This is a genomic window from Autumnicola patrickiae, assembly GCF_031846525.1.
GTDB lineage: Bacteria > Bacteroidota > Bacteroidia > Flavobacteriales > Flavobacteriaceae > Autumnicola > Autumnicola patrickiae.
The window spans coordinates 1-15,252 of record NZ_JAVRHM010000004.1; the positions used below are offsets into that span (position 1 = coordinate 1).

Here is a 15,252-nt window from a genome sequence, read left to right on the forward strand (position 1 = left end):
AGGCAGAGAAGTTTAGTGAGGAAGGCTTTTGGATGGCTTATGAGCGACTGCGTAAGGAAGGAAAGCCGTGGAACCATAAAAGAGTTTATCGTGTATATAAAAGCCTTGGCTTAAGCTTAAGGCGTAAAGTGAAGAAAAGATTACCAGCAAGAGTAAAAGAACCTTTAGAAGTACCTGAAGCTCTCAATCATACCTGGAGTATGGATTTTGTAACAGATGTCCTGGATAACAAAAGAAGGTTTAGAGCTTTTACTATTATTGATGATTACAACCGGGAAGCACTTCACATAGAAGTTGATTTTTCCTTGCCCAGCAACCGAGTCATTTGGGTACTGAACCACCTAATCAACCGAAGAACAAAACCTCAAAAGATAAGAATGGATAATGGTCCTGAGTTTATTGCCAAGATAGCTTCAGAATGGAGCCAGATGCATGGAATCGATTTCCAGTATATCCAGCCAGGAAAACCTACACAAAATGCCTTTATTGAACGATTCAATGGAACTTATAGAAGAGGAGTTTTAAATAAATACATATTTGAGGATTTGGATCAGGTAAGAGAACAAACTCAGGTATGGATGGATGATTACAATAACCAAAGACCACACGATGCATTAGGAAAAATGGCACCTATAGAATATGCAAAATTTAATGCTCTATTAGAAACCACAGATCAGACTAAAAACAATAATTTTATACAATCAAGCAGTTCTAATTAGGGGAAGCTTACATTACGACCCTAATGGTACTTTTCCATTCAGGCAATTTTAGAAATCTAAAACACTTTTACCTTTTCTATGTAAAACCACATTTGAAAAGTGAGTTTCCTGAAACAGTATCTTATAATCGTTTTGTGGAACTTCAACAAAAGGCGGTGGTGCCAATGGCCTTATTCTTGAAAATATGCTGTTTGGGAAAATGCACAGGTATTTCCTTTATAGATTCAACACCCCTAAGATCTTGTCATATCAAGAGGGAGAAGCAGCATAAGACTTTTAAAGGAATGGCTGCCAAAGGGCAATGTTCCATAGGATGGTTCTTTGGGTTCAAACTTCATTTGATCATTAATGATAAAGGAGAAATCCTGGATTTTATGCTTACCCAAGGCAATGTTGATGACAGGGAACCTTTAAAAAACGATAATTTCCATAAGAAGATAATAGGTAAACTCTATGGCGACAAAGGGTATATAGGCAAAGACCTCTTTGAAAAACTCTTCGTGGACGGAGTCCATCTGGTTACCAAGATCAGAAAGAACATGAAGAACAGCTTAATGCATACCTACGATAAAGTGATGTTGAAAAAGAGGTCCATCATTGAAACAGTAAATGATGAACTGAAGAATATGTGCCAAATCGAACATACCAGGCACAGAAGTTTTGATAACTTCCTGTCAAACCTGCTCTCTGGGCTAATCGCCTACAGCTTCTTTCCTAAAAAACCTCCTTAAACCTGGAAATTATAGATCAAAGATTATCTGCTTAAGTCGAACTCACGTTAATATAAAAAAGCTATCTTGTTGCTTTTAAATGAAATTGAAATATACAGAATAAAATGAGCAAAATAGTTTGGTTTATTTTGACCGCATTCCTTATTGTTTCCTGTTCCGGAAATTCAGATGAGGAAAAGTATTTATTAGTGTATAACCCGGAGTATACAGCTGAAGTTAGTCAATTGATGAAGGCAGCTCAAGCCCAGGAAAAAGAAATAGATACATCAAGCAACCTTCAGTTACTGGAAGAAGAATCCTTCCAACAATACCGGACTGTTATTCTGGCAGGAGTTCCTGGAGATTCCCTGAACATCAGGCATCAGACAGATTTAGAGCGACATGTACAGGCTGGTGGTGGATTGCTCATAGTAGGAACGGAATTAAAGCCACGCCACCAATGGCCATGGTATAATGATTTAATGGCTTCTGTATCACAAAGCGGGGAACTCACTCCCTTTCAAAAAACCTTCGATGGTGGTAGGGTTTCGTATTTAACCTCTGTAGACAATTTAGCACAAGAAGATTTACAAAAAGAGATGGCTTATGCTATGGGATCCAATAGCCTTTCCTACGATAAAGCACGTTCTCCCAGGGTTCCGGAGGAAAATCGCTTTACCCGTATTGTTCTGGATAATGATCTTAATGAACCCATGGAATTGGACATTTTACCCGATGGATCTGTTGTCTACATCGAACGCCGTGGTGCCGTAAAACTTTACAATGCCAAAACACGGACAACAAAAAATATGGGCAAGTTCGAAGTTTGTACAGAAGGGAACTATGAGGACGGATTGCTAGGAGTAGCTCTTGATCCACAATACAGCCAGAACCAGTACGCATACTTTTACTATTCAGCTGTTTGCTCCGATTCCGTACAGCGACTTTCTCGTTTTCGATTAACCAAAGACAGCCTTGTAATGAATAGCGAAAAAATGATCCTGGAGGTTCCTGTACAACGTGAAACCTGCTGTCATTCCGGAGGTTCTATTCAATTTGGACCTGATGGTCTTCTCTACCTCTCAACGGGTGATAATACAAGCTCAAAAGAATCTGATGGATATACTCCTATTGATGAGCGCCCGGGAAGAGCTCCATATGATGCCCAAAAATCCTCCGGTAACACAATGGACCTCCGCGGAAAAATTCTTCGGATAAAGTTAAACCAGGATGGTTCCTATACAATTCCAGAAGGCAACCTTTTCGCGGACAATCCCATAGAAGGCCTTCCGGAAATTTATGTAATGGGGGCACGTAATCCTTTCCGTATCTCAATTGATCACAAAACCGGATGGTTATACTGGGGTGACGTGGGGCCTGATGCAGGAGTATCAAGTCCACAAGGACCAGAAAGTTTCGATGAGTGGAATCAGGCACGTTCAGCAGGTAATTACGGCTGGCCCTATTTTGAAGCCAATAACATTGCTTATCCTGACTATGACTTTACAACTCTTACTCCGGGTGAACCTTTTGATCCCGAAAATCCTGTAAATGATTCTCCAAATAATACAGGAAGCCTTAAACTTCCTCCTGCTAGGGGAGCTATGATCTGGTATCCTTATGGAGAGTCAGAAATCTGGCCAAACCTAGGTACAGGTTCAAGAAGTGCTATGGCTGGCCCTATTTATTATTCAGACCTTTATCAGGACTCAAACGCTAAATTTCCATCTTATTACGACGGAAAATTATTTATTTATGAATGGGCCCGAAGCTGGATAAAAGTAATAAGTTTTGATAAAGAAGGAAAACCTGCCAGAATAGAACCCTTCTTACCGGAAATCCCAATATCAAAACCTATAGATATGGAATTTGGACCTGATGGAGCTTTATATTATCTCGAGTACGGAGCCAATTATTTTGCTAAGAATGATGAAGCACGTCTTATACGTATTGAATATGCTGAGGATAACCGCATACCTATAGCACAGGCTACTGCAGATAAGGTAGCAGGAGCAGCACCGCTAACCGTACAATTCTCTGCCAAAGAATCTTTTGATTATGACACGGAAGATCAACTTACCTATCACTGGGAGTTCCAAAAAGGTCAAGGAACTACTGAGGGAATAGAGGTTAGCCACACGTTTACAGAGACGGGAACTTATAACCCCAAGCTTATTGTTCGGGACAAAGAAGGTCAGGAGGCAACAAGCACAGTCAGAATACAGGTAGGAAATGCTCCGCCTAAGGTGGAAGTTGAAATGGAAGGAAATAGTAGTTTCTATTTTGATAAAAAATTACCGTATAAAATTGTGGTGACAGATCCTGAAGATGGAAGCACCGAAAATGGAGGAATTCCTGCAGAACAGGTTTTCATTAATTATGAATATCTCCCACAAGGACAGGATCTTGCTAACCTTGGAGAGGACGCTATCATTTCTCCACATTATCAGGGCAGAAACCTTATGGAAAGCAGTGACTGCATGTCCTGCCATGCCACAGAAAAAGCATCCATAGGACCTACTTACCTGGCTATAGCAGAACGCTATGCAAAACAGCAGGAAGCAGTTAACTTTTTGACTGAAAAAATTAGTGCCGGAGGAAGCGGTAACTGGGGTCATAGTATGATGCCTGCCCACCCGCAGCACAGTGCCGAGGAAATAGTGAAGATGGTAGAGTATATCCTTTCTCTAAAAGATGAACCATCAGGTTCAGGAGCAAAACTGTCCCTAACAGGAACTCTTCCTCTGGATCAACATATTGGCCAAGGTGAAGAAGGAACATATTTCTTCACTGCTCAATATACCGATAAAGGAGCAAATGGGCTTCCTGCTCTTTCTGATCGTGAAATGATTAGGTTACGCCACCCTCGCCTTCAGGCAGAAGAATATACGACCGCTCGTGCCGCGGGAAGAGTAAGGCCACAGGGGGGAAATTTTGCTTTTGTGGGAAGTATCGGTCATAATTCAGAGCTCGGATATAAAGATATAGATTTAACTGCTATTGAGGCTTTGAGTTTCCGGGTAGAGAACCTGGCAGCCGGTACAATAGAAGTTCATCTTAATAGTCCTGATGGCCCATTAATAGCAGAAGCCGTTATCCCACATTCGGATGGAGAGTCTTCATATAAAACGATCAAAACAGAAATTCGTCCTACTACAGGAAGATCTGATCTTTATCTTGTTTTCAAAAACTCTGATGGGCAGGGTCAGGGAAGACAATTCTTAGAACTGGATTGGATATATTTTCATTCGAAAAAATAATTTATCTCTAATAACAGCAGTAGAAAAATCTAAAGCAGTTGCCGGTAATACGGCAACTGCTTTTCTTTTATCCTGAGATCTAGTAAAAAAATTTTTCTTAACACCCAATTTCCAACCCGCCAATTATACAAGAATTATCTGAAATTATAGCTTAGGCAATTGGAGATAGTTGAAAATTCGATTATATATCTTTGTAGATACATTTCTTGAATAAAACTATTTTTGACCAGTTCTGCTTTTGATATACAGCCAGGAGGAACGAAAAGAGATATTCTACTGAAAATGGAATGGAAAGAGCTTCTGAAGTAGTAAAAAATAAAAGATACTGTATTCTCTACATATTCAAATTTTTCAGCACCCGGTTTGACATCCATTTTCATACATTAATAAGCCATCCAATAGCGATCAAACTTTAAGATGAATGAAAGGCACCGTACCTGGTTTTATTTCATAAAAAAACCCTTCATCGCAATGATGAAGGGTTTTCAAAAAGAAGGCGGCGACATACTCTCCCACAATACAGCAGTACCATCTGCGCTAACGGGCTTAACTTCTCTGTTCGGAAAGGGAAGAGGTGAGCCCCGTTGCCATAACCACCTTAAGCTTTGAGTTAAAATGTTGTAAAGTTCTTAAAGTTTAAAAGTAATGCTACTTTCTCTCTTTTTAACTTTCAACTTTTAACTGTCCCAAAGGGACTAATAAGTTGACATATTATAAGAAACAAAGAACATAAGAAGACTAGTTATAAAAGCAATCATCTGCGTTTTAGAGGCTTTTCCCCTCCAGTTACTCTCCCCCTTTCTGGAGGGGGAACCTTGCACCAAGCTCAACGGATTATTAGTACCACTCGGCTATGACATTGCTGCCTTTACACCTATGGCCTATCAACGTGGTAGTCTTCCACGATCCTTTAAAGAAATCTGATCTTGTGGTGGGTTTCGCGCTTATATGCTTTCAGCGCTTATCCCTTCCCAACGTAGCTACCCAGCAATGCTCCTGGCGGAACAACTGGTGCACCAGAGGTTGGTCCAACTCGGTCCTCTCGTACTAGAGTCAGATCCACTCAAATTTCTAACGCCCACTGCAGATAGAGACCGAACTGTCTCACGACGTTCTGAACCCAGCTCGCGTGCCACTTTAATGGGCGAACAGCCCAACCCTTGGGACCTTCTCCAGCCCCAGGATGTGACGAGCCGACATCGAGGTGCCAAACCCCCCCGTCGATGTGAGCTCTTGGGGGAGATCAGCCTGTTATCCCCGGCGTACCTTTTATCCTTTGAGCGATGGCCCTTCCATGCGGAACCACCGGATCACTATGCTCTACTTTCGTACCTGATCGACCTGTATGTCTCTCAGTCAAGCTCCCTTTTGCCATTGCACTCTACGCACGGTTACCAAGCGTGCTGAGGGAACCTTTAGAAGCTTCCGTTACTCTTTTGGAGGCGACCACCCCAGTCAAACTACCCACCAAGCATTGTCCCCCATTTTCAGGGGTTAGGCTTCAAACAAGTAAAGGGTGGTATTTCAACAATGACTCCACCACGCCTGGCGACGCAACTTCAAAGTCTCCCACCTATCCTACACATCACTTGTCCAAAGTCAATACTAAGCTATAGTAAAGGTGCACGGGGTCTTTTCGTCCCACAGCGGGTAATCGGCATCTTCACCGATACTACAATTTCACCGAGCTCATGGCTGAGACAGTGTTCAGATCGTTGCACCATTCGTGCAGGTCGGAACTTACCCGACAAGGAATTTCGCTACCTTAGGACCGTTATAGTTACGGCCGCCGTTTACTGGGGCTTCAATTCAATGCTTCGCCACAAGGGCTAACATCTCCTCTTAACCTTCCAGCACCGGGCAGGTGTCAGGCCCTATACATCATCTTTCGATTTAGCAGAGTCCTGTGTTTTTGATAAACAGTCGCCTGGACCTCTTCACTGCGGCCCATCCGAAGATGGGCGACCCTTAAAAACTGAATTTTCCCCAACTCTCCTTTTTCATACATTTCTTTCACAAAAAGAAACTCCCGGCTATACACCACAGTTTTGCCGGCATTCTTCTACAGTTGTTGCCATAGGAACTGTACAGGCCACGTGTTTCCCTGCACGTAATGCGGCAAGAGACTGCTCCGCATGGTTATTAATAGGAGTATTTATGTGAATTGCATAAACTTCAGGATCCTTCAGCAGTTCATTGTAGTCTGTATATCTTTTTTCTATTCCGAAAGCATCCCCACTTTCATCCACTTTGCTTTGGGTACGTCGAAATCGCGTACATATTTGCATTTGGATGTTTCTGATAAATTGGTATAAATTCAGCACCAAAACCCAATCCAACAATGGCTATATTTATTTTTTTCTGATTCATTTTTTGAATTATAATTCATAAAATCTCGGGCTCACCCAAGGTGGATGTATTTGTCTTTTATCTTTCAGGTTATCTTAATCAAAATAAGAATCAGCATCCACCTGGGAGCATCTAAACTAGCTTTGAATAATTTGAAGTAACCGTACCGCCGCCAGCACCCGAGCCAACAATAATTTAACTTATAATTTGGAGCTCTTCTGAATTCGCATTATAATTATTAAAATTCTCTACAGCAATTTTTTTAATTGTTATTGTCAAGGGGCCGAATTCTTATATTCCGCCACTTCATAACATATGGTCCTCTTCCTTCTATGCCGTGCATCTGCAACCCAATAAATCCTCTAGGATTGCTCTTGTAGACATTTTCATTAACCAGGTCTTCCACTTGCTCACCATTCACCCATGTTTGAATGCGAGGTCCTTTTGCTACTATCCGAATTTTATTCCAGCCATCGTTGATGAGATGATTATGTCCATTTTGCATTTCATCATCCGCCGACAACCAACCAGTGCCAAGAGCCTCTCCATATATTAAACCTGTAGTTGGTTTTCCTGAGCCTTGGTTCCTCACCAATTCCACCTGAGGTCCGTAGACTCTTCCAGCTCTCGAATCAGGACCATCACCTAAGGTAAGTTGTTTAACTTTAGTTCGGATTTGGATTCCCGAGTTGGTAACGCTATCAACCATTGCTTCGAGTTCTAGTTCAAAATCATCAAACGTTTTTGTCGTACCAAGAAAAGAATTAGGACTTCCCTCAACTGTTCTTCCTATAATAGCACTATCTTCAACATAATATGTGTGGGAGCCGTTAAGATGAACCCAACCCTTCAAGGTAGAACCATCAAAAAGATCAATCCACTTAGAACTTGTTTTTTCTTCCTCTGGCGGACCATCATTTAGGTAATCTGGCAAAGCAAATGCAATAATAGAATCACCATACTTGGTTCCATTTTTGCCCCCACCTCCTGCGGCTATTACCACGTATTGTTTTCCCTCTATCATATAAACACTAGGTGTGGCGTAGCCACCAGCAGGTAACTGGTATTCCCATAAAACCTCACCTGAATGAGTACTAAATGCCCTTATCTTTTCATCTGGGGTACCAGCCTGAAACACGACATCTCCAGCCGTTGAGACCGGTCCTCCAAAGCTTTTTGAACCCGTATTTCGGATTCCTTTAGCAACTAATTCAGGATATTCTCCCAGAGGAACTTTCCAGAGGATTGTACCTTCTGCAATATCTATTGCCTGAAGTGTACCCCAAGGTGGTGAAATGGCCGGATATCCATCTGGATCAACAAAGAAAGGAGCTTCATTGGAGTATCTTATCCGAGGATCCATTGGGATAATTTGTTCCTCTAAATTCTCATCGCTTTCCGAAAAGTCATTTTGTAAAAAAGCGATTAAGTCATTCACCTGTTTTTTAGAAAACTGAGGAAAGGCTGGCATCATACCCCGACCATTATGAATAACCTCCCGAAGCTCCTCAACGTTTAACTTTATGTCTGTAAGCGCAGGGAATGCCGGAGGATTTCCTTGTCTGCTGGCACCATGACAGGCAGTGCAGGTTTGATTATAGATTTGAGCCCCTCGTTGAACTGGTGTAGCATCACCATCATCTCCATAATCATAATACTTCACAAGTTTATTTATTGTGGGAGCTTCATTTACGTTCACGTACAGGACATTCGAATATGGATCGAAAGATCCACCACCCCATTCCACACCTCCTTGGTGACCTGGTAATGTGATGGTGCCTTGTTCCGTAGCTGGCGTATATAAAAACCCAGTCTTATATTTCTTAAATTCTTCCAGGACAGAGGCATGGGATTCGGGGGTGATATTATTCAAATCCGCCTCGTCTAAAGACAAACGAGCCAGTGGAGGTGGTTTTATAGGGAAAGGCTGCGTAGGCCATGCTTCCTCACCGGGCACACCTGATGCCGGCACAGGAATTTCCACTACTGGAAATATTGGTTCCCCTGTGTCCCTATCCAGGACGAAGGTGAGCCCCATTTTCGTGAGCTGAACAACTGCATCCCTGGATTGCCCTTTAGATTTGATTGTTGTAAGGATAGGGGCTGGAGGATTGTCGTAATCAAAGATATCATGATGAATCGTTTGATAATGCCACTGCCGCTCCCCGGTGGTGGCATCTAATGCTACTATACAATTTCCGAATAAACCTTTTCCTTTTCGGTCTCCTCCGTAAATGAAATCAGGTGAAGGGGAGCCTGTTGCAAAGAAAACCCATCCTCTTTCTTCATCCAAAGAGAATCCTCCCCATGGGTTGGCTCCGCCAATTGATACATCATCATTAAATTCCCAGGTTTCGTATCCAAATTCGCCTTCTTGGGGGATGGTATGGAAAATCCATTTAAACTCACCTGTTTTGGTATCATACGCACGTATATCTCCAGGAGTAGATAGTCGCTCTCCTTCAGGAACACGTGAACCCACAATGAGGAAATTCTGGTATACAATTCCTGGAGAAGTAACCTCAATAGCAGCCATTTCAGGATCTATTGGCAGGTTCTGTCTTAAATCAATAAACCCATCCTCACCAAACGGCTCTATCCGTTCTCCCGTTTTAGCATCCAGTGCATAAACCCGGTCCCTGACGAAATTGAAAATTCTTTGGTTTTGTCCATTCGCATCTTCCCAATAAGTAACTCCCCGGCTACGGCCACGGAAAACTTCGTTATCGTCACTATACTTTGAAGGATCAAATACCCAAACTTCCTCTCCTGTAATTGCATCCAGGGCCACTACATTTAGTTTTGGGGTAGTGAAATACATCAAGCCTTCAACCACAATAGGATTACTATACATAGAAGGACCGATAAAGTCCCCGGTATGGTATTCCCAAGCAGGCTCTAGCTTATTGACATTCGTTGCATTTATCTGTGCTAGTTCAGAATATTGATTGGCTTTCTTATCTCCTCGATAAATGGCCCAATCTGTATAATTATCATACTTGTCAATAGTTTTACTCTGGAGGAATTGGTCTCCCTCATTCCTCTTGTTACCAGTAATTGTATTACATCCCTGCAGGAAAGGCAATGTTACAAAAAGGCACAATATTAATTCAAGTCTCATTAGTATTCTTACTTTAAAAATTATTTTCTGCGAGATCAGAACCTGCACCATTTAGGCACTAGAATATTTCTATGGGATCAAAAGCGGGAGGGAGAATTGGAAATACCTTCCAGTTATCTACGGGTTCCCCATTAAGATCAGAAAAATCATTATTCGGAAAGTCTTCAATTGTAAAATAGGAAGAGTAACCAAGAACAAATTATCCTTCCCAAAGCACGAGACTGTAGTGAAATCTGTATGTTAGAATCAAAGAAAGCAATAAAAAATAGTCAATTTCAAATCCGAAATGGGGAAATCATCTGTACCTCAACGTGCATTTTTTTAATGGGATCACATTAAATTATTTCCGGTTGCCTCAATTCACCTATTCCGTAATCCTGATTGAATCAAATTATTTCTCATCTTTTTTCAATTTTTATTCGACAATAACAAAGAAAAGAGGCTGATCCTTTTTTGAATCAGCCTTTTTCATTAACACACAAATCTAATTAAGCTTACCTAACTCAATCAATTATCAATAAACGAAATTATTTCTCCTAAATTTTTACGAATTCCGATAACTGATATAACTAATTCTCTACTTCCTTTATTGACTATTTATTAGGGTCTTCGGGAATCCCAAGACTTCTGAAAAACTCCTCAGGAGAGGGACGGTTAGCAACAGTTTCATCAATTTCCCTACCTAATTTTTCATAAAGCTCTCTTCGTCCTTCTATATCCGCAATTAATTCCATATAAGCAATTTGTCCTACTCTTACCGCTACTCTTCTTGGTACAACAACCACACCATCTGTATCAGCTACAACAACATCCCCAGGATAAACCAGAACTCCACCCACAACTACAGGTGTTTGAACATCCAGCAATTCGTTTCTCCCTATTCGTTCACCCCTTCCCCTTTCTTCATAGTTCATGTAAACAGGATTTCTCTGTAAAATAATTTCATCAAGGTCTCTTACTCCTCCTACAGCAACTAATCCGACCATTCCACGCTCCTGCCAATCTAGAATATTTTTTGATCCTGTTGAACCAGCATCATTATCATCCTGATTATCTATAACAACAATACTTCCCTCTTTTATATGTTCATTAAAAGATTCACCTGCTAGAGTTGAATACCACATCCCTCTCCATTTTCTGTAATCCTGATAATTCTCAGGTTTGGTTAGATCAGATCCTGCATTCCTAGGTCTATTTGTCGGAACATATCTAGCTGTTACAGCAATTCCAGAGATTCTATGATCCATTGTTTGGACATCTCTCCATAAAGGTGCAATTTGTGGGTCCATCACTCCTACATCCATATACCCTACAGTTACCAAACCATCTACAACGTCATTAACTCTTGCTCCACGATACAATTCAAGCAGAACCTCATCTGAAACATCTGAACCATCGGAACTATTTTGAGCAATGGCATTTGAACAATTAAACCCTATTACTGCAACTAGCGATAATACAATACTTTTCATTTTCTTCATTTTATTTAATTTAATTATTATTGACTAAAGTTTTGTTTATGTTAATAGATGATTTCCTTAGTCCATAGGATCTACATCATCAGACTCTAAAATTTACTATTGAAAACTATTCATATGGTAAATTTTTTTTATACAGTCACTTATATTATACCTTTTATATTCCTGTCCTAGTGCTTATGAATTAAATCCTGTTTTATATAACTATAACAATTGAAAAATAAAAAGTTCCTAAGGTTACTGGTATATTTTTTTTATTTTATAATTCCTGAAGTAATTCCTAAATCAGATTTTTACGGACGAATAAATTAAAATATTTACCTATTCTTGTTCCTTTGCCTGTCCTCTTCTGTTTCTTTGCCTATATTTTGTTCATCTTGTCCCTTTGTTGGTTTTTTCTTTTTTCTTTGTCTGTCTTCTTCTGTTTCTTTGCCTATATTTTCTTCTAAAATGCGTTTTGCCCGGTCTGAATTGTAAATTCCACATGGACAAAAGCGAACCAAAGTACTTGCGGCCTCTTCCGGTGACCTTCTTCCTTCACGGACCATTTCAATCATTTTCTTGGCAAAATTAAACGAGACCATACCGTGACCGCACATCGTTGAAAGACCGAGTACCTGAGAATCCGGCAAATTGTCATGCGGATCATAGAACCCAAGGGAATATTCTACGCTATGACGTTTTATTCCACTGACTTCGCCTGCTCGTTTCGCATTTTCAACAGAAGTACTCATGTTTACAGAAAATCCAAAATCTGCTGCCACTACTTCTTTCATGCAGTTTTCAGCATCTTCCTTCGTGGAAAAAACAGCTGAAACAGTTCCAGGCTTGCTCACTCCCTCAATTACCTTTTCCCAATCTTTAATCGCAACACGATTCCAGTGAACCATTGGGCTAAGATCTTTTTGAGGGGCCAAACCGCCACGATGTCCATTACCTATATTTACAGGATTATGTCTCGCGCAAATTTTCAAAAACTCTTTTAGCTTAGGAATACAATCCTCATCATTAATTCCTTTAGAGGGAATTGCAAAAATGATGTAATCATCCCGAAAACTTTCGGCAGTACCGTATCTGTGCAAAGTATTTGTCATTTTTAGTTTTTTTCAGTTTGCGTTAATAAAATCTTGTTGGTTATGCGCCCAAGTCCCATATTGGTTTTCGCCCGGTGATTTGGATATCCCAACTTTTCCAATAATGGACGAAGGACGTTATCTTCACCATCTTCACCGCAACGGGTAGAAATTCCTACAGCCGTTACAGTATCAATTTCCATATTAACTACTCTAACGGTAGATAAAATTTTTTCTACCATGTTAATATCAGTTTTGATTTCAACAATAGCAGATAAAATTTTCTCATTTAGCAAATCTTCCCGTAAATCCCCCGTTGATTCATTAGCTAATAAATGAGTAATTGGATTATTTTTTTCAAATTTTACTCCTAGTAAGGCTAGTTCCCGAGTCATTATTTGAATATCTGAGAACCTTACACCTACACCGGGCCTGCCAAATTCTATAGTATACCCTACTTCATCGGTATCAACTCTCAACCTAACATCGTTAGTTTTAACTTCTTCCGTTCCACGTCCTTTTATTCCAGTTGAAGTATGCTCCACCACAGGATCAGAGAAAATCTGCCTAATAAGCCGAGGCATTTCCAATTCATTCATCTCTATTGCTGAGGTGGGACATACATCCGGTTCTGGTTCCATCCTGAAGCGTAAAGCCTTTGCAGCTTTACGAATTGTCCTGGCAAGCTTGGGATTAAGATTTTCAGTACTCATTCCCCTAAAGCAGGTTCCACATTCTACACAGGCGTCGTCATCAATCTTGGCTCTGTTTATTTCGGTATCAATATAGATAGCTTTCATCGGGCAAACTGCTACACAATTCCCACAGGCGATGCATTTCTGATGGTTAATAATCATAATAATAATTTTAAAAAGTTAATATAATTGTTAAGCGAGTTTTTTGAGATTCTTCAACTGACTGGCAAAAGGTGTTTTCCCCTATTAGTTTACTACTACATTCCCCTGTGACCATTGACCGTCTATTAACCTCCACATTTTTCCTGTGGGATTTTCATTTTTAAGTTCCACCGGAAGACGGTGTTCCCGCACATTATCATAGCTATGCAGTGCGGCAAATCGTATCATTGATCCTGGTATACCCACGGCAGAAAAACCAGGATGACCCGTTGCCGGATAAGGGCCACCGTGGTTCATCGAAGCTACAACAGCAACGCTGGTGGGCATCTTATCATTTAATAATCTGCCAACTTTAGTTCTTAACACCGGTTCAATTTGCTTATAAACCTGGTCGTCCTCACCTCCTCTATCGGAATAAATAGATCCTGTTAAATTTCCTTCTAATTTTGCTGCTACGGCTTTCATTTGATCTGAATTATTTACGAAAACAAACAAAGTAACGGTACCAAAAGCTTCCGTTTGTAAATGTTTGGAATTCTGAAGAAATGTATCTCCGGAAACCTTCAGAAGTGTATTCTGGAAACTATATCCCGGACCATCGTTTTCTTTCCCACCTAAAAGCACTTCTGCTCCCGCATTTACAAGGGTAGCAACAGCATCTGCTATATTTTTTGGTCCGTTAGAAGAAAATAAAGTTCCAGGTTCATTTTCTGCAAAACTTTTTGTCACTGAGTTCAGGAAATCCATTCCTGCTTCATTGTTTTCAACAACCACAAGACCAGGATTTGTACAGAATTGCCCTGAGCCCAAAGAACATGAGGCATACAATTCCGTAGCAATTTCCTTATGACGTTCGTTTAAAGCTTCTGAAAGAAAAAAGACCGGATTAACACTGGACATTTCAAGATAAATAGGTTTTCCAGCCTTGTCTGCAGCTTCTTTCAATTTTAGACCGCTAGGTCTACCTCCCGTAAATCCTGTTGCACCTACATCGGGATGTGAAACCAGCATCAATCCCACCTCGGTTTTTATATGATAAATTAGTTGAACAGCTGCTTTAGGAAGACCAGAAGCTTTGACAGCTTCAAACGCAGCCTCAGCCAAAACCTTTGTTGTACCTACCTGTGCCGGATTGGCTTTAGCTATAACAGGATTACCTGCAGCAATGGCAGATGCAAAATCACCTCCTGATACGCTGTTAAATGCATAAGGAAAATTATTAGGTCCAAAAACTACAACAGGACCTCCTAAGGCACCAAATTTTGCACGAATATTGCTTTTAGTATCTATTGTTGCTTTTGCCCAAGATCGTTCCCTAACTGCAACTGCCGCTTGACGTAATTGATCTGTTGTACGGGGCAATTCAACAGCACGCAATCTCGTTTCCTTTGGCAGTGCTGTTTCCAAATGAGCGATCTCAACTAATTCGTCTGTACAAGCCTCGATATTAGAAGCAAACTTCTCTAAAAAATCTGCTATCTTTTCAGGAGGAATTGAGTACATTGCCTCCGCAGCTTCTTTCCCGGACTGGATCATTTCAAGAACTTCTTCCCTGGATGAAATTGGAAAGCTATCTGATAATTCTGATTTCTCTGCAGGGTTACTTGAATGAAAAAAACCTTCTGGGTTTCTTGCATCTCTCCATCCGCCCGCAATTAAAATTTTTTGATTTGACATTTTGTTCT

Annotated in this window: 8 protein-coding genes, 1 rRNA gene, 1 pseudogene and 2 other annotated features; of the genes and pseudogenes, 3 read left to right on the top strand and 7 right to left on the bottom strand. The window is 40.7% G+C overall.

Going from position 1 to position 15,252, the window contains the following annotated elements:
* The 3 genes and pseudogenes from RM549_RS04705 to RM549_RS04715 form a co-directional block, all read left to right on the top strand.
* A partial coding sequence (locus RM549_RS04705; RefSeq protein WP_311682255.1) for an IS3 family transposase occupies nucleotides 1-719 on the top strand: 719 nt, incomplete at its 5' end.
* Nucleotides 720-736: 17 nt separating this feature from the next.
* Nucleotides 737-1,485: pseudogene (locus RM549_RS04710) on the top strand (IS982 family transposase); the annotation flags it as partial.
* A 69-nt stretch (nucleotides 1,486-1,554) separates the two neighbouring features.
* Nucleotides 1,555-4,689 carry a PQQ-dependent sugar dehydrogenase gene (locus RM549_RS04715; RefSeq protein WP_311682265.1) on the top strand — a complete coding sequence of 1,045 codons (3,135 nt, stop codon included), beginning with the start codon at nucleotides 1,555-1,557 and terminating at the stop codon, nucleotides 4,687-4,689.
* A gap of 491 nt (nucleotides 4,690-5,180) precedes the next feature.
* Here the strand turns inward: RM549_RS04715 and rrf are convergent.
* The 7 genes from rrf to RM549_RS04750 all read right to left on the bottom strand — a co-directional run bounded on the left by rrf (nucleotide 5,181) and on the right by RM549_RS04750 (nucleotide 15,244).
* A 5S ribosomal RNA gene (gene rrf / locus RM549_RS04720) occupies nucleotides 5,181-5,290 on the bottom strand.
* 228 nt (nucleotides 5,291-5,518) lie between these two features.
* Nucleotides 5,519-6,364, bottom strand: a sequence feature (23S ribosomal RNA rRNA prediction is too short).
* 11 nt (nucleotides 6,365-6,375) lie between these two features.
* Nucleotides 6,376-6,701 (bottom strand) — a sequence feature (23S ribosomal RNA rRNA prediction is too short).
* 21 nt (nucleotides 6,702-6,722) lie between these two features.
* Complete coding sequence (locus tag RM549_RS04725) at nucleotides 6,723-6,977, bottom strand: Gfo/Idh/MocA family protein (protein ID WP_311682271.1); 255 nt, start codon at nucleotides 6,975-6,977, stop codon at nucleotides 6,723-6,725.
* 323 nt (nucleotides 6,978-7,300) lie between these two features.
* Nucleotides 7,301-10,159 carry a 3-keto-alpha-glucoside-1,2-lyase-like domain-containing protein gene (locus RM549_RS04730; RefSeq protein ID WP_311682273.1) on the bottom strand — a complete coding sequence of 953 codons (2,859 nt, stop codon included), beginning with the start codon at nucleotides 10,157-10,159 and terminating at the stop codon, nucleotides 7,301-7,303.
* Nucleotides 10,160-10,752: 593 nt separating this feature from the next.
* Nucleotides 10,753-11,631: an RraA family protein gene (locus tag RM549_RS04735; RefSeq protein WP_311682279.1), complete on the bottom strand. Its 879-nt coding sequence runs from the start codon at nucleotides 11,629-11,631 to the stop codon at nucleotides 10,753-10,755.
* Between the two features lie 323 nt (nucleotides 11,632-11,954).
* The gene (locus RM549_RS04740; protein ID WP_311682282.1) at nucleotides 11,955-12,731 is read right to left on the bottom strand and encodes a hypothetical protein; all 777 of its coding nucleotides are present in this window, start codon (nucleotides 12,729-12,731) and stop codon (nucleotides 11,955-11,957) included.
* Between the two features lie 2 nt (nucleotides 12,732-12,733).
* Nucleotides 12,734-13,567 (bottom strand): DUF362 domain-containing protein, encoded by an 834-nt coding sequence (locus RM549_RS04745; protein WP_311682285.1) that lies wholly within the window; start codon nucleotides 13,565-13,567, stop codon nucleotides 12,734-12,736.
* An 84-nt stretch (nucleotides 13,568-13,651) separates the two neighbouring features.
* Entirely contained in the window at nucleotides 13,652-15,244 is a 1,593-nt protein-coding gene (locus tag RM549_RS04750) for an aldehyde dehydrogenase (NADP(+)) (protein WP_311682287.1), read from the bottom strand.
* Nucleotides 15,245-15,252 lie beyond the last annotated feature (8 nt).